Here is an 18408-nt window from a genome sequence, read left to right as displayed (position 1 = left end):
GCGCCGCGGCCCCCCCCGGATCGGGGGCGGGCCTCGTCGCATCTCACCCGGAGGGGCCGGCCGGCGGGGCGATCAGTCGATGCGCGGCAGGTCGGCGGCCGAGCCGGTGAAGCGCGGCGCGCGTTTGTCGAGGAAGGCCGCCACACCCTCCTTGCCGTCGGCGATCGAGGTCCAGTACATCGCCAGCGAGTCGGTGAGGTGGGCCTCCAGCGGCTCGGCCGAGGCGCTGTTGCGGTAGAGCAGCTGCTTGGCCAGGCCGAGCGCCACGGGGGAGCGGTCGACCACGAACGAGCGGGCGAGCTCCTGCGCGGCGGGCAGCACGTCGTCCGGTGCGTGCACGCTGCGCACGAGGCGCCCGGCCAACGCCTGCTCGGCGGTGAGGATGTCGGCGGAGTAGACCCACTCCAGCGCCTGCTGGATGCCGACGATGCGCGGGAGGAACCAGCTCGAGCAGGCCTCGGGCACGATGCCGAGGCGGCCGAACACGAAGCCGATGCGCGCTTTCTCCGAAGCCAGGCGGATGTCCATCGCGAGCGTCATCGTGGCGCCGATGCCGACGGCGGGGCCGTTGATGGCGGCGATCACCGGCTTGGGCAGGGCGTGGATCGCGAGCGTCACCTTGCCGCCGGTGTCGCGCAGGCCGTCCTGGTAGGGCGCCTGGTCGTAGGCGGCACGAAAGTCCTCGGGCGTGGGCTGCAGGCTCTCGTCGAGGCCGAAGACGTTGCCCTCGGCCGAGAGGTCCATGCCCGCGCAGAAGGCCCGCCCCTCGCCGGTGACCACGACCGCGCGGACGTCGTCGGAGCGGGCGTCGGTGAGGAAGTACTGCTCGAGCTCGCGGGCCATCGTCAGGTCGAAGGCGTTGAGGGCCTCGGGGCGGTGCAGGCGCAGCGTGGCCACGCCGTGCTCGTCGACGTCGTGGCGGAGGGTCTCGTACATGGGTCGTGCGTCTCCTAGGGGGCGGTCGGGCGGGGGATCAGGGTGCGAGACCGGTGGCGGTGCACTCGGCCTTCGTGATCTCGTCGGTGCGGTCCTTCGCCACGGCAGCGAACAGCCGGCCGGCGCGGGCGTCGTCCCACGTGGCGTCGGCGCTGGCGAGCGGAACGGTGCACGAGGTGGGGGTGCTGGCCATCGCGAGGGCCCAGCGGCCGGCGCTGATCGGGCTCATCCCCTCGCCGAAGCGGAAGAAGTCGGGCACGGCGTTGTTGAGCTTCCACCAGCGCACGGGGTCGAGCACCGAGCGGGGCCCGAGCACCTTGTCACCCACGGCCGCCACGACCTCGCGCTGCTGCTGCACGCGGGCGAGGTCGGAGATGCGGCTGTACTTGCGCGCGCGGGAGTAGGCCAGTGCGGTGCGCCCGTCGACCTGCTGGCAGCCTGCGCGCACGTTCAACCCCGAGGGCTCGTCCTTGATGGCGCGCTTCGGGCAGATCCGGATGCCGCCCACGGCGTCCACGACCCCCACGAGGCCGCCGAACCCGATCTCGACGTAGCCGTCGACGCGCACGCCGGTGGCCTGCTCGAGCGTGCGCACCAGCAGCGGCGTGCCGCCCTTGGCGTAGGCGGAGTTGACCTTGCCGCGACCGTGGCCCGGGATGTCGAGCGGGGAGTCGCGCGGGATCGAGATGAGCGTCGTCGGCCCGGCGCCGGTGTGCAGCAGCATGATCGTGTCGGTGAGCGAGCTCTTCGCATCGCCGGTGCTCAGCCGCTTGCGCTCGGCTGCGGACAATCCGGCGCGCGAGTCGCTGCCCACGAGCAGGTAGGTGGTGCCGGGCTGCTCGGGCGGGCGCCCGTTCCTCGGCTCGTAGGCCACCTTGTCGACCCGGCTCCACGCCAGCAGCGGTGTGCCGACGAGGAAGACCAGCCACAGCACGAGGACGCCGATCACCAGCCGCAGGTAGGTGCGCGGACGACTCCACCGGCTCGGCGCGTAGCCGCCCGAGGAGCCGCCACGGCCGCCTCCGCCGTACCCGCCCCCCGGGGCGGGCGGTGGCACGAACGGCCGCTCGTGCGGCGGGATCTCCTCGCGCTCACGGCCGGACCCGACGACCGGACGGGGTGCCGTGGGCGGCTCGGCGCCGGGGCGGCGCTGCACGGGGATGCGCCGGGTGGGCTCGGGGTCGCCCGGGCGTGCGCCGCGATCGCCGCCGCCGTAGATCCAGTCGAATTCGGCGCCGTCGCCCTCGCCGCGCTGCCCTGCCATGCTGCGGACGCTACCGTCAGCGCGTGAGCGATGAGCTGATGGCACGCACTCCGGCCTACTCGCGCATCGAGCTGGCGGCGGTGACGTCGCGCGCGCAGGCCAACCTGCTGGGCAACATTCACGGCGGCGAGATCGTCAAGCTGGCCGACTCCGCCGCCGGCGTGGTCGCCCAGCGGCACAGCGGCGGCCCGGCGGTCACGGCGGCGCTCGACGAGATGGCCTTCCTCGCCCCGGTGCGCGTGGGCGACATCGTGCGCACCTACGCCCAGATCAACTGGGCGGGGCGCTCCTCGATGGAGGTCGGCGTGCGGATCGAGACCCAGCCCTGGGACGCCGCCACCGAGCTGCGCCACGTCGGGTCGGCCTACTTCGTGTTCGTGGCCATCGACGGCGCTGGCGCGGCCCGTCCGGTGCCGGGGCTGCGCCCCGAGACCGACGAGGACCGGCGTCGCCAGCGCGAGGCCGAGATCCGTCGTGCGAGCCGGCTCGCCCGGCGCCGCGATATCGAGGCCGACCGCCACCAGGGCTGATCCTCACACCCGACCCCGTTCGCCCGACCCCGTTCGCCCGACTCCGTTCGCCCGACTCCGTTCGCCCGACTGCGTTCGCCCGACCCCGGCGGCCCAGATCAGTCGGGGTTGGCCGCCACCGTGCGCGCCGCCTCGGCGAGCACCGCGGCCACGGCGTCGACGGCCGCCGGGCGCGGGGGCGAGCCGTAGGTCGACAGCTGCACTCGGCGCGCGGCGTCGAGGGGCGTCGTCCGCACGCCGGGGTGGCGGTGGGCACGCAGGGCCAGGCCGGGCAGCACGGTGACGCCGAGGCCGGCGGCCACGAGCGACTGCACGGCCACGTAGTCGTCGCTGGCGAACGCGATGCGCGGGCTGAAGCCGGCCCGCTCGCACAGGGCGAGCAGCTCGCTGCGGCACCGCTCGCAGCCGGTGATCCAGCTGCGCTCGGCGTAGTCCTCCAGCCCGAGGGCGGCACCGGCCGCGTCCGGGTCGTCGTAGGGCACCACGAGGTGGAGCGCGTCGTCGAGCAGGGGAGTGGAGGCGACGTGCTCGGGGTCGTGCTGGCCCGGGTAGGCGAAGGTGACCGCGAGGTCCGCCCCGCCCGCCCGCAGCAAGGCGTGCGCTTCGGGGGGCTCGGCCTCCACCAGCTCCAGCGCCAACCCCGGGTGGACGACGGCGAGTCGCTGCAGCGCTGCGGGCACGAGCGTGGCGGCGCCCGAGGGGAAGGCCGCCACCCGCACGCGTCCGGAGCTGAGGCTCGTGGAGGCGTGCAGCTCGGCCTCGGCGCGGGCCAGGAGCCCCAGCACCTCCTCGGCACGGGCCGCCAGGCGCAACCCGTCGGGGGTGAGCCGCACTCCGCGACCGACCCGCTGGAGCAGCACCGCACCGGTCTCGGCCTCGAGGCGGCGCAGGTGGTGGGAAATCGTGGGCTGGCCGTAGTGCAGGCTCGCCGCGGCGGCCGACACCGACCCGGTGCGCTGCACCGCCACGAGGGCCTCGAGGCGGCGCAGGTCGAGCATGGGGCCACCCTAGAGCCAATGATCGACCAGGTCGATCGTTCAGCGTGATAAGAACTATTGGACCGATAGGTGGGTCCGTCGAGACCATGGGGCATGGCCGCCCCCTCGCTCCGCACCCGTCCGACCGATCTCGGGTCCCCGGCCGCGCCGGTGCCTGTCGAGGCGCGGTCGCTGAGCTTCGACCGCATCCGCGAGGCCGGCCGGATCGTGGCCGAGCAGCTGGGCCCGACGCCGCTGCAGCAGCACCCGCTGCTCGACGCCGACGCCTCGATCGGGCGCCCGCTGCTGGTCAAGCACGAGAACGTGCTGCCCACGGGTTCCTTCAAGGTCCGCGGGGGCGTGCACCTGGCGGCCACCCTCACCGGCGAGGAGCGGCGGGCCGGGCTCATCACCTGCTCCACCGGCAACCATGCGCAGTCGGTGGCCTACGCGGCGCGCCTGGCGGGCACCCGGGCCACGATCGTGATGCCGAGCTCCGCCCCGGTGGTCAAGCGGGACGCCGTGGCCGCCCTCGGCGCCGAGGTCGTCATCGCCGGCGAGACCCTGGGCGAGGCCGCAGCCGCCGCCCGGGCACGCGCCGGGGAGGGGCGCGGCGCGTTCGTGTGCCCCACCGACGCCCGCATCGTGCTGGGCCACGCCACCGCCTACCTCGAGATCTTCACCGAGCTCGCCGCGCTCGGCATCGACCCCTCGGCGGTGCACGTGCCGATCGGCAGCGGCACCGGTGCGGCCGGTGCCTGCCTGGTGCGTGACGCCCTCGCGCCGCGGTGCCGGGTGATCGGCGTCCAGTCGAGCGCCGCTCCCGCGGCCTGGCGCTCGTGGCGCTCCGGGCGGCTCGAGAGCGCTGCGTCGTCCACGCGGGCCTCGGGGCTCGCCACGACCGTGGGCTACGCGCTGCCGCAGGCGGTGCTGCGCGCCCGCCTCGACGATTTCGTCCTCGTGGACGACGACCTCATCGACGCCGCCGCCCGCCTGCTCGCCCTGCGCGCGCACACGCTGGCCGAGGGGGCCGGTGCGGCCTCGCTCGCCTCGGTGCTGGCGCTGGGGGTGTCCGGCGCCGAGGGCCCGGCCGGGATCGAGGTCGTCGTGTGCACGGGCGCCAACGCCTCCGCCGACGAGATCGCACGGCTGGTCGCCGCCTGAGTCCTCTCCGTCGCGTGCCCTCGGGCAGTGGGTCGGGCGGGCGGCGCAGGTCCGGCGCGTCGCGACCGATGGTGCTGCTGTGACTGGTGATACTGAGCGGGTGCCGCCGACAGCCGTGTCCGAACGGGCCGCCCGCATCCGCTTCCGCCGAGCCCTGACCCTCATGGGGTTCACGCTCGTCGTCCCCGGATCCGCGCAGCTTCTCGCCGGCAACCGGCGCGTCGGCCGTATCGCCGTCCGCATCTGGCTGGTCACGCTGCTCGTCGCCCTCTACCTCGGCGTGCGCCTGCTCGTCGCGCCGTCCTACGCCCTGCAGCTCGCCACGAGCCCCACCTTCATGCTCGCGCTGCGGCTCTACCTGCTCCTCGGCGCCATCGCCTGGGCGGGCCTGTTCATCGACGCCTGGCGCATCGGGCAGCCGCTCAGCCTGCGCCTGCAGCACCGCCGTGCCGTGGTGGGCATCAACGGCGTCCTGTGCTTCTCGGTGGTGGGCACCATGCTCTTCGGCGCCCACCTGGCTGGCGCCCAGCGCGACCTGCTGAGCACCTTCGCGAGCGGCGATCTCGGCGGCGCCCACGCGGGCCGCTACAACATCCTGCTGCTCGGCGGCGACTCCGGCTCCGACCGCTGGGGCCTGCGCACCGACTCGATGACCATCGCCTCGGTCGACGCCCGCACCGGCCGCACCGTGATGATCGGTCTGCCGCGCAACATGTCGAACTTCCCGTTCCGCAAGGGATCGGTGATGGCGAAGCAGTTCCCGAAGGGCTTCGACTGCGACGGCTGCTACCTCAACGGCATCAGCACCTGGGCCGGCGACCACCGCGACCTCTTCGCCGACTCCGAGCACCCCGGCGTGGACGCCACGATCATGGGCATCGAGGGCATCACGGGCCTCGACATCAACTACTGGGCCATGGTCAACATGAAGGGATTCCGCCGCCTCGTCGACGCCTTCGGCGGCGTCGAGCTCACCGTCCGCCAGCGCATCCCCGTGGGCGGCCTGGGCAAGGACGTCACCGGCTACATCGAGCCCGGCCGCCGCAAGCTCGACGGTCACGACGCGCTGTGGTTCGCCCGCGCCCGCGAGGGCAGCGACGACTACTCGCGCATGGCGCGGCAGAAGTGCGTGATGACGGCGATGCTCACCCAGATCAGCCCCAGCCGTGCGCTCACGAACTTCCAGGAGATCGCGAAGGCGTCCACCGCCATGATCACCACCGACATCCCCTCGGGCGCCCTCGGCGACTTCGCCGACCTCGCCCTCAAGGCACGCAGCCAGAAGGTCTCGACCGTCTCGCTGGTGCCGCCGCAGATCGACACCGCACGCCCCGACATCGACAAGGTGCAGCGCATGATCGCCAACGCGATCGCCCGCGCCGAGGGGCACGCGCCCAAGAAGGTCGTGACGGCGAAGCCCGCCGCCGGTGCCTCGGCCGGCACCTCGGGCGCCGCGGACGGCGGCCGCGACGTCGTCACCGGCGGCTCGCTCGGCTCGCGCAACGACGGCTACGTGGCCAACGAGACCGACGACGTCGCCGCCGCCTGCTGACGGGTCTTGCCGGGGCGGTAGGTACCGGGGCCGTGCCGGCTCAGGCCGACAGCGCGCGGACGACGTCCGCGAAGGTGTCGGCGTCGGGGGCCGCCACGATGCCGCCCCCGAGTTCGGGGCTGCCGAGCGGCGCGCCCGCATGGTCGCCGATGGTGCCGCCGGCCTCGGCGAGGATGAGCGCGCCAGGCAGGTGGTCCCACGGCATGCTGCGGCTGTAGACCAGCGCGGACGCCTCGCCGGCGATCAGCCGCGGGTAGTCGACGCCGCAGCAGGCCCAGGTGAGCTCGAGCGTCCCGAGTCCGTCGAGCTCGCGGCCGACCCAGCTGCGACGCGCCGTGCGGTAGGGCGCGTCCGCGTCGCGCGTCACGCGGAGCGGGGCGCCGTTGAGCGTGGCTCCCGCGCCCTTCTCGGCCACGTAGGCCGCCTCGTGCTGGGGCTGCCAGATCCACCCGCGGGTGGTGACGCCGCCGCGCACCTCGGCCACCATCACCGCGTGGTCGGGTGAGCCGTTGACGAAGTTCTTGGTGCCGTCGACCGGGTCGACGGTGAACGCGTGCTCGGCCGCGGCGAAGCGACCGACCAGGCCGGAGTCGGCAGCGACCGCCTCCTCGCCGAGCACCAGGGCGTCGGGGTAGACCTGCTGGAGGGCCGCGGTGATGAGGGCCTCCGACTCGTGGTCGGCCACCGTCACGAGGTCGCCGGGGTTCTTCTCCGAGACCTGGTCGTCGCTGAGCGTGCGGAACCGGGGGGTGATCACCTCGGCGGCGACGTCCTGCAGGAGCTTCAGCACGGCCTCGGTGTCCACCCCTCCACCGTAGTCAGTGCGGGCGAGACGGCGGCGCACGGGTCGACTCGGGCATGCTGTGCGCCATGCGATTCACCGAGCACGAGCTGACCTCGGCCCTGCACGGAGCGGCGAAGCGGGTGCTCGCCGCCGAGCGCTCGGTGCGACGACGCAAGGGCGACCGCGACGCCGCCGTCGAGGCGGCCTGGGCCGAGCTCGACCGGTTCCGGCGCTTCCAGCTCCTCGACGCCCTCGGTTCGCAGATCCTCCCCGTGCTGGTGGCCCTGCCCGACATCGAGGTCGCGCCGGGCACCCGCGCCAGCTACACCCCCGCGGAGGTCGAGGCGGTGGTCACCGAGCTCGTCGCCGACGAGGGCGGCCGCCTGCGCCGCGCCGCGCTCATCAAGGCCCGCACGTCGCTGGTCATCACCGCCCTCGAGCACCTGCCGGTGCGCCGTGACCCCGATGCGCTGCTCTCCCCGGAGGACGACGACCTCCCCGCCGTGCCCGACGATCCCAGCGGTCTGCTCTGAGCCCTCTCGATCCGGCTCGACGCCGACCCGGGCACTAGGGTGCAGCCCGTGCGAGTGCTGGCGGTGGTGGTCACCTTCAACCGGAGGGCGATGCTCGACCGGCTGCTCGAGCGACTCGAGCAGGTCACCGCGCTCGACGGCGTCCTCGTGGTCGACAACGCCTCCACCGACGGCACGGGGGAGTGGCTGCGCGAGCGCGCCGGCGACAAGGTCCGTTCGCAGACCCTGGCCACCAACACCGGCGGGGCCGGCGGTTTCCACCGCGGACTCGACTGGGCGGTGAGCGAGGGCGCCGACCTCGTCTGGCTCATGGACGACGACGGCCTGCCCGCCCCCGACTGCCTCGACCTGCTGCTGGAGCGGCGTGAGCGCGACGGCCTCGACTTCTGCGGCCCGGCGGTGCTCGCCGAGCAGGACCCCTCGCGCCTGTGCTTCCCCATCCGCCTGCCCGGCGGCACCCGCGTCGTCCACGAGATGGCGGCGGTGGAGGCGGCTGCGGCCGATGGCCCCGTCGACGGCCTCATCGACGACATCGTCATCCCGTTCAACGGCGTGCTCGTGACCCGCGAGCTCGTGCAGCGCATCGGCCTGCCGCGCGAGGAGTTCTTCATCTGGGGCGACGACGTGGAGTACCTGTGGCGCGCCCAGCGCGAGGGCGCCCGCATCGCCACGGTGGTCGACGCCCACTTCCTCCACCCGGCCACCGACGACCTCGGCACGCCGATGATGGGCGGGCGCACCACCTACAACCACACACCGAGCGACCTCAAGCACTACTGCATGGCGCGCAACAACACCGTCAACCTGCGCACCTACCGGGGCTGGCCGTTCGTGCTGCTCTTCTGGCTCAAGACCGTGTGGTTCTACCTCGTCACCCGTCGCGAGCCCGCCCGCATCCCGATGAGCGCGGGAGCCGCGATCGCAGGCCTGCGCGGCGACTTCACCGGCCACCGGAGGTACCTGCGGTGACCGGCCGAGAGTCGGTCGCGGTCGTCGTCGTCACCTACAACCGGGCCGACCTGCTGGAGCGCATGCTCGCGGGCCTCGGCGACCTCGAGCGGGCCCCGAACGCCGTCTACGTGGTCGACAACCACAGCAGCGACCACACCCCCGACGTCCTCGCGGCCAGCACGCTGCCCGGGCTCGTGCGCCTGCGCACCGACGACAACCTCGGTGGTGCCGGCGGTTTCCGCCTCGGGCTGCAGCGCGCCCACGCCGACGGCCACGACGTCTTCTGGCTCATGGACGACGACGTGGTCCCGGCCCCCGACTGCCTCACCCGCCTGCTCGAGGTCGACGGCTCCTGTCTCACGGCGGTGCGCGAGGACCTCGCCGGGCGCCTCGTGGAGAAGGCGGCCGTGCGCTTCGACCTGCGCAACCCGCTGGCGATCCGGCCGAAGACCGCGAGCATCGACTCCACCTACCCCGACCGCGCCTCGATGCCGGCCACGGTGGAGGTCGAGAACGTCGCGTTCGAGGGCTTCCTGGTGCGTCGCCCGGTGATCGACGCCATCGGCCTGCCCGACGCCTCGTACTTCATCTTCTACGACGACGTGGATTTCGCGATCCGCGCCCGACGCGCCGGTTACGTGATCCGCGCGGTGCGCGACGCGGTGCTGGTGCGCCAGCTCGACTTCGACCAGCAGCACGACCTCGCGGGCTGGAAGGGCTACTTCATGTACCGCAACCTGTTCGTGGTGCACCTGCGCTACGGCGAGAACGCCCTCGTGCGGGCCAAGCCGTGGCTGGTGACCCTCGCGGTGGTGCTGCTCAGCCCCCTGCGGGGAGGTCGTCGTGAGGCAGCGAACGTGGTGCGAGCACTTCGCGACGCCCGGACGATGCGGGTGCCGGCTCGCTGACGCTGGGAGCCAGGCGGGCGCGCAGGCCCACCCGGTTGCCGGTGGCGAGCCCCGCCAGCCACACGGCGAAGGCGCCGAGCGCAGCGCCGGCGACGACGTCGATCGCGAAGTGCCACCCGAGGTAGACCGTCGACAGGCAGGTCAGCGCCAGGAACACCCAGGAGCTCACCCGCACCCAGCGCGGCATCTTGATGAGCTCCACGATCAGGCAGATCGTGACCATGATGCCGACGTGCAGCGAGGCGAAGGCCGCGATCGTCTGCAGCGTGCCGGCCCCCACGGGATCGGCCAGCACGGCCACGCGGTCGGCGCCCATGCTCTCCTGCAGTCGGCTCACGTAGGTCTCGGGCAGCGCGGCGAAGGTGCGGGGGTCGGAGTAGATGGGCCCCACCGTCGGCAGGACGACGTAGAGCACCGCGCCGAGCGCCCAGTCGATGGCCACCGCCGTGACGTACCACTCGCCGGCCCGCGTGGCCCGGGTCCAGACGAGGGCGATCGCGATGGTGACCGGCACCAGGGCGATCCAGGCGATGTAGACGGCCGAGAAGAAGTGCGCGGCGATCCCGGTGCCGAACCACGCGTGCAGCGTGGCGGCCGGGTCGTGACCGGCGAAGAGGAACTTGTCGATGTCGGCCAGGTTGGCGTCGTAGATGCGCTCGTGGACGAACGGCGCCATGCTCTTGACGTTGCGGAAGGCGGCGTAGCAGAGGTACCAGGCGGCCACACCGTTGAGCGCGAACATCCAGTGCGAGCGGGGCCACCGCTCGGTCAGCACCGACCTGAGGTCGGAGCCCAGCCGGCCGAGCCACCCGGCGCCGGGGCGTCCGGCCGCCCGCAGCGCGCGGGGGACGACGTCCAGCGCGATCGCGCCGACGACGATCGCCGGGAAGCGGATGTAGCCGGGGATCAGGTTGTCGGGGTCGCGGATCGGCAGGTCCTCGACCAGCGAGAAGACGACGGTGAGCACCGCCAGGAGCAGGCCGGCCGCCCAGGCGAGGGCGAACGACGGGACGCCGCGGCGGTAGGCGGCCGAGATGAGCATCCGCTCAGGATATTCACAGGGACCCAGATCACGTGCGCCGCCGGGCCGCGCGCGCCCGCTCGGGGATGTGGCCCGAGTCCTCGTAGACTCCTCGACCGTGTCGATCACCTCCACCAATCCCGACCTCGTGGTCGTCGGCTCCGGATTCTTCGGGCTCACGATCGCCGAGCGCTGCGCCAGCGAGCTGGGGCTGCGGGTGCTCGTCCTCGAGCGCCGCTCGCACCTGGGCGGCAACGCCTACAGCGAGCGCGACCCTGAGACGGGCATCGAGGTGCACAAGTACGGGGCCCACCTCTTCCACACGAGCAACGAGCGCGTGTGGGAGTACGTCAACCGGTTCACGTCCTTCACCGACTACAAGCACCGCGTCTTCGGCAAGTACCAGGGCCAGGTCTACTCGCTGCCGATGAACCTCGGCCTGATCAACCAGTTCTTCGGGCGCAGCCACACCCCCGACGAGGCCCGCGCGCTGATCGCCGAGCAGGCCAGCGAGATCGCCACCGCCGATGCCACGAACCTCGAGGAGAAGGCGATCAGTCTCATCGGGCGTCCGCTCTACGAGGCCTTCATCAAGGGCTACACCGCCAAGCAGTGGCAGACCGACCCCACCAAGCTGAGCGCCGACATCATCACGCGCCTGCCGGTGCGCTACACCTTCGACAACCGGTGGTTCAACGACACCCACGAGGGCCTGCCCGTCGACGGCTACACCGCCTGGCTCGAGCGGATGGCCGACCACCCGAACATCGAGGTCGTGCTCGACACCGACTACCGCGACCTCGCCGAGAGCTTCCGCGGCCGCGTGCCCGTGGTCTACACCGGTCCGGTCGACGAGTACTTCGACCACGCCGAGGGCCGACTCTCCTGGCGCACGGTCGACCTCGAGGCCTCCGTGCAGGACGTCGACGACTTCCAGGGCACCGGCGTGGTCAACTACAACGACCAGGACGTCCCCTACACCCGCATCATCGAGTTCAAGCACTTCCACCCCGAGCGGGAGAAGACCCACCTGCCCGGCAAGACCGTGATCGTGCACGAGTACAGCCGCTTCGCCGAGGAGGGCGACGAGCCGTACTACCCGGTCAACACCGCGGAGGACCGCGAGAAGCTGCGCCGCTACCGGGCGCGCGCCGAGGCCGAGCCGATGGTGCTCTTCGGCGGCCGCCTCGGCACCTACCAGTACCTCGACATGCACATGGCCATCGCCTCCGCGCTGTCGATGTTCGACAACCGCCTGCGCCCCCACTTCGTCGAGGGTGCGGCGCTGACGAGCGGCGGGGTCGAGGCGTGAGCGAGCAGTCCAGCACCACCGCGCGTCGCCTGCTGCAGCGCCAGATCCTCCCGCTCGACGGCGACGTCGACGTCCTCCCGCTCTACCTGGACGCCGAGGAGGCCAACCTCGACGAGGACAAGTACGTCGTCGGCGGCAGTCGCGCGGCCAAGGAGCTCAACAACGCCTCCATCCGGCAGAAGACCTCCACCGGCCGCGGCGTGCGCCCCGACCAGGTGCGCTCGCGCACGGCGGTGCTGATCCCCTCGGGCGAGAAGCTCTCGTTCGGCACCTACTTCAACGCCTTCCCCGCCAGCTACTGGCGCCGCTGGTCCATCGTGGACGCCGTGCGCCTCACCGTCACGCTGCGCGGCGAGGGTGCGACCGTCATCGTCACCAAGTCGATGGCCAACGGGCGCCAGCAGAAGGTCGAGGCGGCCTCCACCGACGACGTCGCCGCGGGCCCCGACGGCCTGCACGTGCTCACCTTCGACCTCTCCCTCGCGCCGTTCGTCGACGGCGGCTGGTACTGGTACGACGTCGTCGCCGGTCACGGCGACGTGGTCGTGGAGTCGGCCGAGTGGAGCGCCGAGGTGCCGGCCGAGCGCGCCCGACCCGGCACGCTCGACATCGCGATCACCACGATGAACCGCCCCGACTTCTGCGCCGACCTCCTCGCCCAGCTCGGCGGCGGCGAGCTCGACGACGTCCTCGACACGGTCTTCGTCATGGAGCAGGGCACGAACAAGGTGGCCGACGGCCCCGGTTTCGCGGCGGCCGAGAAGGCGCTGGGGGAGCGGCTGCGCCTGATCGAGCAGGGCAACCTCGGCGGCTCCGGCGGCTACGCCCGCGGGCAGCTGGAGTCCCTGCGCAAGGGCACCGCCACCTACACGATGATGATGGACGACGACGTGGTGGCCGAGCCCGACGGCATCGTCCGCGCGGTCACCTTCGCCGACCTCGCCCGCCGCCCCACGATCGTCGGCGGCCACATGTTCAGCCTGTTCTCCCGCAGCCGCCTGCACAGCTTCGGCGAGATCATCCAGCCGTACCGCTTCTGGTGGATGTCGCCGAAGGACGCCTACAACGACTGGGACTTCGGCGCGCGCAACCTCCGTTCGGCCCGCTGGCTCCACAAGCGCCAGGACGTCGACTTCAACGGCTGGTTCATGTGCCTGGTGCCGCGCCGGGTCATCGACGAGATCGGTCTGTCGCTGCCGCTGTTCATCAAGTGGGACGACTCCGAGTACGGCCTGCGCGCCCGCGCCGCGGGCTACCCGACGGTGACCTTCCCCGGCGCAGCGGTCTGGCACGTACCGTGGACCGACAAGAACGACTCCCTCGACTGGCAGGCCTACTTCCACCAGCGCAACCGCTACATCGCGGCGCTGCTGCACTCCGGCTACCCCCGCGGCGGCGGTCTGCTCAAGGAGAGCCTGGCGCACGACCTGGCGCACCTCGTCTCCATGCAGTACTCCACCGTCGAGCTGCGCCTGCAGGCCCTCGAGGACGTCCTCGCCGGCCCGCAGGGACTGCACGCGATGCTGCCGACGAGGCTGGCCGAGGTGAACGCGTTCCGACGTGGGTTCACCGACGCGCAGCTGCACCGCGACCCCGACGCCCTGCCGCCGGTGCGCCGCGAGAAGCCGCCCCGCAAGGGCCGCGACTCCAGCGAGGTGCCCGGCCGACTGGCGAAGATGGTCACCGCGGGCCTGGCCCCGGTGCGCCACCTCAAGAACCCGCGGGCGCTGTCGCGGGAGTTCCCCGAGGCCGAGGTGCGCGCGATGGACGCCAAGTGGTACCGCCTGGCCACCTACGACTCCGCCGTCGTGTCGATGAACGACGGCACCTCCGCGGCGCTCTACCGCCGCGACCCCGAGAAGTACCGCGAGCTCGTCCGACGCACGATCGCCCTCCACGCCAGGTACCGTCGGGAGTGGTCCGAGCTGGCCGGTGCCTACCGCGCCGCGCTCGGTGACATCACCTCGCCGGAGGTCTGGGAGCAGACCTTCGCGCCCTGGACCGACGAGGACGCCCGATGACCGACACCACCACCAGCCCCACGCCGTCGGCTGAGGCGCCGCGGCCCTACCGTCGCGACCCGGACGCGCCGCTGCCGCCGCTCGTGGAGCCGTGGTCGGGCAACGGGCTCGTGGGCGTCGTCCAGCGCCGCTACCTGCTCAAGCTGCTGGTCCAGCGCGAGCTCAGCGCCCGCTACCAGGGCGCACTGCTCGGCATGCTGTGGAGCTACATCAATCCGATGACCCAGTTCTTCATCTACTGGTTCGTCTTCGGCGTCATCTTCAACGCCCACGCCAAGGTGCCGAACTACGCGATCCACCTCTTCGCGGGCCTGATCATCGTGCACTTCTTCACCGAGACCTTCGCGGCGGGCACGCGCTCGATCGTGGGCAACCGAGCGCTGGTGGTGAAGCAGGCCATGCCCCGCGAGATGTTCCCGGTGGCGGCCATGCTCGTCTCGCTCTACCATGTGCTGCCGCAGGTCGTGATCCTGCTGATCGCCTGTGTCGCCGCCGGCTGGACCCCCGACCCGGTCGGGATGCTGGCCTTCGTGCTGTCGCTGTCGATCATCGCCGCGCTCGGCACCGCGGCCGCGCTCGTGTTCAGCGCCGCCAACGTCTTCTTCCGCGACTTCGGCAACATCGTCAACGTCTTCAACCACTTCGTGCGCTACGGCGTGACGATGATGTACCCCTGGTCCTACATCGTCGACCGCCTCGGACCGGACGGCTCGAAGTTCTTCCTGCTCAACCCGCTCGCCGACGCCGTGCTGCTCTTCCAGCGCGCCTTCTACACCGGCACGGTCGACAGCACCGAGCCCGCCGCCGTCCGCGAGGCCCTCATGCCCGAGAACCTCATGGTCTACGGGGTGGTGGTGCTCGTGGCCTCCCTCGCCCTCCTCGGCATCGCCCAGCTGATCTTCAGCAGGCTCGAGAACAGAATCCCGGAGCGTCTGTGATGGTCTCCTCCATCGTCCTCGAGAACGTCACCAAGACGTTCACCCTGCGCTACCACCGCACCTTCAAGGAGGTCACGGTCGCCAAGGTGCGCGGGCAGCAGACCAGCGAGAAGTTCAACGCCGTCGACGACGTCAGCTTCACCATCGAGGAGGGCGAGGCCGTCGGCCTCATGGGCCTCAACGGCTCCGGCAAGTCGACCCTCATGAAGCTCATCAACGGCGTCATGAAGCCCGACAAGGGCACCCTGCTCACCCGCGGGCGCATCGCCGGCCTCATCGCCACCGGCGCCGGCTTCCACCAGCAGCTCTCCGGGCGCGACAACCTCGTCCTCAACGCCGCCATCCTCGGCATGAGCGAGCGCGAGATCCAGCGCAAGATGGACTCCATCATCGACTTCGCCGACCTCGGCAAGACCCTCGAGGCCCCCGTAGGCTTCTACTCCTCCGGCCAGCGCGCCCGCCTCGGCTTCGCCGTCGCCATCCACGTCGACTCCGACATCTTCCTCGCCGACGAGGTGCTCGCCGTCGGTGACAAGCCCTTCAAGGCCAAGTGCGTCAAGAAGATGAAGGAGGTCCGCGAGAGCGGCCGCACCCTCGTCTTCGTCAGCCACTCCGCCGGCGCCGTGAAGTCCATGTGCGATCGCGGCATCGTCCTCGAGAAGGGGCGCGTCGGCTACGACGGCGACGTCGACGCCGCCATCCACTACCTGCAGTACGGCGACGACGACGAGTTCGCCATCGAGGACGAGATCGGCGCCGACATCTGAGTCGTCTGGTGCGGTGACGCGGGCCTGTCGGGCCCTCGCGGACCCTTCGGGCCCGCTCTGGCCCGACGCGCCTTCAGCGCTGCCCTCATCACCGCACGGTTTCCGGTGAGTTGTTCGCTTCGGTTCCGCGGACGGGTTCGTGGTTCGCGCGGTACGGAGCGCGGAGACCCTCGACACCGCACGGTTTCCGGCGCGTTGTTCGCTTCGGTTCGGCGGACGGGTTCGTGGTCTGGGCGGTACGGGGCGCGGAGCCCCTCGCCAGCGGCGTGTTCCGGTGTGCTGCGGCGTGCTCAGGCGGGGTGAGGGAGGGCCGATGAGGGGGTCGCGAGAAAGTCGGCTTCGCTCGGCGTGTCGAGTGGAAATTACAGCGTTGTAGTTACTCACGGACTCTTCCCCGGGCCGTGTGACGCGTGTGAAAGTTGCTACTCGTGTGACAACTTCCCCGCGCACACCCGTCTGGAGTCAGCCATGCCGTCGTCGTTCCCCGAGCACTCGGGCGCCCTCATGAGCGAGGAGCGCCACGGGCATCGGATCCGTTTCGTCACCCTGTGCCAGCAGCTGCTGGCCCTCGCCGTGGTGGTGGCGGTGCTCACCCCCGCCGCGCGCACGGTGACCATGGAGGTGCGCCCCGCGCAGCCGGGCGGGGGAGCGACGCCGCAGGTGGCGCTGCGCTCAGCCGAGTTCGCCTCGAAGGTGCCGGCCGCGCCCGTCGACCCCGAGGTCGACCAGTACGCGCTGACCCGGCCCGAGGCTCCTGCGAAGGTGGCGGCCGGTGTCCGGGCCCGGGTGGCCGAGGACGCCACCGCCCGCGTCGCGGCCGACGGCGAGCGCGAGATCGTCAGCGACGTCGTCCCGGTGGAGGGCTACGGCACCGTGGGCGTCACCTGGGGCCACGGGCAGAGCATCGATCCCGGCGCCATCGAGGTCGAGGTGCGCTCCCAGACCGACGGCCGCTGGACCGACTGGGGCCCGGCCGACTACCACGACGACCACGGCCCGGACCCGAAGAGCGCCGAGGCCCGGCACGCCCGCCCGGGCACCGACCCCGTTCTCGTCGGCGACGTGGACGCCGTGCAGGTGCGCGTCGACACCACGGTGGCGGCCCCGGCCGACATGAAGCTCGCGGTCATCAGCCCCGGCACCCCGACGTCCACGACCACCCAGAAGCCGGCCATCGACACCGCGAAGCTGGCCTCCGCCGGTGCCCAGGCGCCCGCAGCGCCCCAGAGCAACGCCGGCATCGGCGGCACTCCCACCGGGTCCGCCCCGACCGGCACGACCAGCGACCCGGGCGTGGTCCAGGGCAGCGACCCCGGCACCACCGAGGAGCCCCCGGGCGACGGCACCGACGGCGGCATCGAACTGCAGGCCGGCGTCACGACCCCGCGACCCAAGATCTACTCCCGCGCTCAGTGGGGAGCCGACGAGCGCATCCGTGAGCAGAAGGCGCCCGGCTACTACGAGGTGCACGGCGGCTTCGTGCACCACACGGTGAACGCCAACAACTACACCGCGGCCCAGGTGCCCGGCATCATCCGCAGCATCTACAGCTACCACGTGCGCACCCGCGGCTGGAGCGACATCGGCTACAACTTCCTCGTCGACCGCTTCGGCCGCATCTGGGAGGGTCGTGCCGGCGGCGTCGACCGCCCGGTGGTCGGCGCGCACACCGAGGGCTACAACAACTACTCCTTCGGCGCCGCGGCCATCGGCAACTTCGAGACCGTGCGCCCGAGCTCGGCCGTGCTGAAGGCCTACGGCGCCCTCTTCGCCTGGAAGCTCGCGCTGCACGGCGTGGACGCAGGCTCGAGGGCGCAGCGCATCGGCTCGCGCACCTTCCCGGCGATCAGCGGCCACCGCGACACCAAGTCGACCGCGTGCCCCGGCAAGTACCTCTACGCCCAGATCCCCGCGATCCGTCGCCTGGCGGACGCCGCCCAGCGCGGCTGGGCCGGTCGCGAGCTGCGCGGCGACTACGTGGGCGGATCGACGCCCGACATCATCGCTCGTCGCGCCAGCGACAAGCACCTCGTGGTGCTCGGCGTCGGTCTCACCTCCGGCCGGTGGGCCGTGCGGGCCCAGGTCGACAGCGGCTGGAGCGTCAGTTGGGCCTCGCAGCTGATCAAGGCCGGCGACTGGGACGGCGACGGGTTCAACGACGTCATCGGCCGCCGCAGCAGTGACGGGGCGCTCCTGCTGATGCGCGGTCGCGGCGGCGGCAAGTTCTCCGCCCCCGTGATGCTCACCAACCGGCTGCGCGCAGCCACGCTGCTCGCCGTGCCCGGCGACGTCACCGGCGACGGCTACCCCGACCTGATGGGACAGCTCAGCGGCAAGGTGCGGATCTGGCCCGGCCGCGGTCGCATCGGCCTGGGCACCACGACCAACACGCTCACGACCAGCTACTCGGCCTACCCGGCGCTGCGCGGCACCTCGATCGTGCCGGCCGGTCTCGTCAACGCCGACGGCGCTCCCGACGTGCTGCTGCGCGGTGGCACGGTGATCCGGCGCTACCTCGGCAACGGCCCCGGCGGCCTGACCACGGCCCAGCCGCTGGACGTGCGCACCACCGGCTACGACTGGCTCCTGCCGATGGGGCGCGTGGGGTCCAACGCGATGTCGGACTTCGTGGCCCGCAAGCCCGTGACGTCCGAGCTGGTGCTGCTGCCCGGCACCGCTGCGGGCTGGGGCACGCCGATCTCGCTGGGGCGCTTCCCCGGCTACGACCTCGGGGCCTGACCCGAGCGGGG

Annotated in this window: 16 protein-coding genes; 11 read left to right on the top strand and 5 right to left on the bottom strand. The window is 72.1% G+C overall.

Going from position 1 to position 18408, the window contains the following annotated elements:
• Nucleotides 1–72: 72 nt before the first annotated feature.
• Nucleotides 73–936 (bottom strand): crotonase/enoyl-CoA hydratase family protein, encoded by an 864-nt coding sequence (locus tag ACERUN_RS13090; RefSeq protein ID WP_370290440.1) that lies wholly within the window; start codon nt 934–936, stop codon nt 73–75.
• Nucleotides 937–973: 37 nt separating this feature from the next.
• Nucleotides 974–2200 carry an LCP family protein gene (locus tag ACERUN_RS13085; RefSeq protein ID WP_370290439.1) on the bottom strand — a complete coding sequence of 409 codons (1227 nt, stop codon included), beginning with the start codon at nt 2198–2200 and terminating at the stop codon, nt 974–976.
• A 23-nt stretch (nt 2201–2223) separates the two neighbouring features.
• On the opposite strand from ACERUN_RS13085, the gene ACERUN_RS13080 reads away from it, so the two are divergent.
• Nucleotides 2224–2730: an acyl-CoA thioesterase gene (locus tag ACERUN_RS13080; RefSeq protein ID WP_370290438.1), complete on the top strand. Its 507-nt coding sequence runs from the start codon at nt 2224–2226 to the stop codon at nt 2728–2730.
• Between the two features lie 98 nt (nt 2731–2828).
• On the opposite strand, the gene ACERUN_RS13075 is transcribed toward ACERUN_RS13080, so the two are convergent.
• A complete protein-coding gene (locus ACERUN_RS13075) occupies nt 2829–3728 on the bottom strand; it encodes a LysR family transcriptional regulator (RefSeq protein WP_370290437.1) in 900 nt (299 codons plus the stop codon).
• Nucleotides 3729–3821: 93 nt separating this feature from the next.
• On the opposite strand from ACERUN_RS13075, the gene ACERUN_RS13070 reads away from it, so the two are divergent.
• Both ACERUN_RS13070 and ACERUN_RS13065 read left to right on the top strand, forming a co-directional pair.
• The gene (locus ACERUN_RS13070) at nt 3822–4871 is read left to right on the top strand and encodes a threonine/serine dehydratase (RefSeq protein ID WP_370290436.1); all 1050 of its coding nucleotides are present in this window, start codon (nt 3822–3824) and stop codon (nt 4869–4871) included.
• A gap of 100 nt (nt 4872–4971) precedes the next feature.
• Nucleotides 4972–6423, top strand: a complete 1452-nt coding sequence (locus tag ACERUN_RS13065) for an LCP family protein (protein WP_370290435.1) — start codon at nt 4972–4974, stop codon at nt 6421–6423.
• A 40-nt stretch (nt 6424–6463) separates the two neighbouring features.
• On the opposite strand, the gene ACERUN_RS13060 is transcribed toward ACERUN_RS13065, so the two are convergent.
• Entirely contained in the window at nt 6464–7228 is a 765-nt protein-coding gene (locus tag ACERUN_RS13060; RefSeq protein ID WP_370290434.1) for an inositol monophosphatase, read from the bottom strand.
• A gap of 65 nt (nt 7229–7293) precedes the next feature.
• Here ACERUN_RS13060 and ACERUN_RS13055 point away from each other — a divergent pair, with 65 nt between their 5' ends.
• From ACERUN_RS13055 to ACERUN_RS13045, 3 genes are read left to right on the top strand one after another with little or no spacing between them, the layout of a single operon-like run.
• The gene (locus ACERUN_RS13055; protein ID WP_370290433.1) at nt 7294–7740 is read left to right on the top strand and encodes a hypothetical protein; all 447 of its coding nucleotides are present in this window, start codon (nt 7294–7296) and stop codon (nt 7738–7740) included.
• Between the two features lie 48 nt (nt 7741–7788).
• Nucleotides 7789–8709 (top strand): glycosyltransferase family 2 protein, encoded by a 921-nt coding sequence (locus tag ACERUN_RS13050; RefSeq protein WP_370290432.1) that lies wholly within the window; start codon nt 7789–7791, stop codon nt 8707–8709.
• Nucleotides 8706–9599, top strand: a complete 894-nt coding sequence (locus ACERUN_RS13045) for a glycosyltransferase family 2 protein (RefSeq protein WP_370290431.1) — start codon at nt 8706–8708, stop codon at nt 9597–9599. The genes ACERUN_RS13050 and ACERUN_RS13045 overlap by 4 nt, the downstream gene beginning before the upstream one ends.
• Here the strand turns inward: ACERUN_RS13045 and ACERUN_RS13040 are convergent.
• Nucleotides 9511–10641: a phosphatase PAP2 family protein gene (locus ACERUN_RS13040; protein ID WP_370290430.1), complete on the bottom strand. Its 1131-nt coding sequence runs from the start codon at nt 10639–10641 to the stop codon at nt 9511–9513. The genes ACERUN_RS13045 and ACERUN_RS13040 overlap by 89 nt on opposite strands.
• 97 nt (nt 10642–10738) lie before the next feature.
• Here ACERUN_RS13040 and glf point away from each other — a divergent pair, with 97 nt between their 5' ends.
• The 5 genes from glf (at nt 10739) to ACERUN_RS13015 (ending at nt 18397) form a co-directional block, all read left to right on the top strand.
• Complete coding sequence (glf, locus tag ACERUN_RS13035) at nt 10739–11932, top strand: UDP-galactopyranose mutase (RefSeq protein ID WP_370290429.1); 1194 nt, start codon at nt 10739–10741, stop codon at nt 11930–11932.
• A complete protein-coding gene (locus ACERUN_RS13030; protein WP_370290428.1) occupies nt 11929–13953 on the top strand; it encodes a glycosyltransferase in 2025 nt (674 codons plus the stop codon). Before glf ends, ACERUN_RS13030 begins: the two co-directional genes overlap by 4 nt.
• A complete protein-coding gene (locus ACERUN_RS13025; protein ID WP_370290427.1) occupies nt 13950–14891 on the top strand; it encodes an ABC transporter permease in 942 nt (313 codons plus the stop codon). Before ACERUN_RS13030 ends, ACERUN_RS13025 begins: the two co-directional genes overlap by 4 nt.
• Complete coding sequence (locus tag ACERUN_RS13020; protein ID WP_370290426.1) at nt 14891–15658, top strand: ABC transporter ATP-binding protein; 768 nt, start codon at nt 14891–14893, stop codon at nt 15656–15658. The genes ACERUN_RS13025 and ACERUN_RS13020 overlap by 1 nt, the downstream gene beginning before the upstream one ends.
• Before the next feature lie 468 nt (nt 15659–16126).
• Nucleotides 16127–18397 carry an N-acetylmuramoyl-L-alanine amidase gene (locus ACERUN_RS13015; RefSeq protein ID WP_370290425.1) on the top strand — a complete coding sequence of 757 codons (2271 nt, stop codon included), beginning with the start codon at nt 16127–16129 and terminating at the stop codon, nt 18395–18397.
• Nucleotides 18398–18408 lie beyond the last annotated feature (11 nt).

The sequence above is a fragment of the Nocardioides sp. genome (assembly GCF_964229035.1).
In the GTDB taxonomy this organism is placed as follows: Bacteria; Actinomycetota; Actinomycetes; order Propionibacteriales; family Nocardioidaceae; genus Nocardioides.
This window is presented reverse-complemented; position numbering and strand designations above follow the sequence as displayed.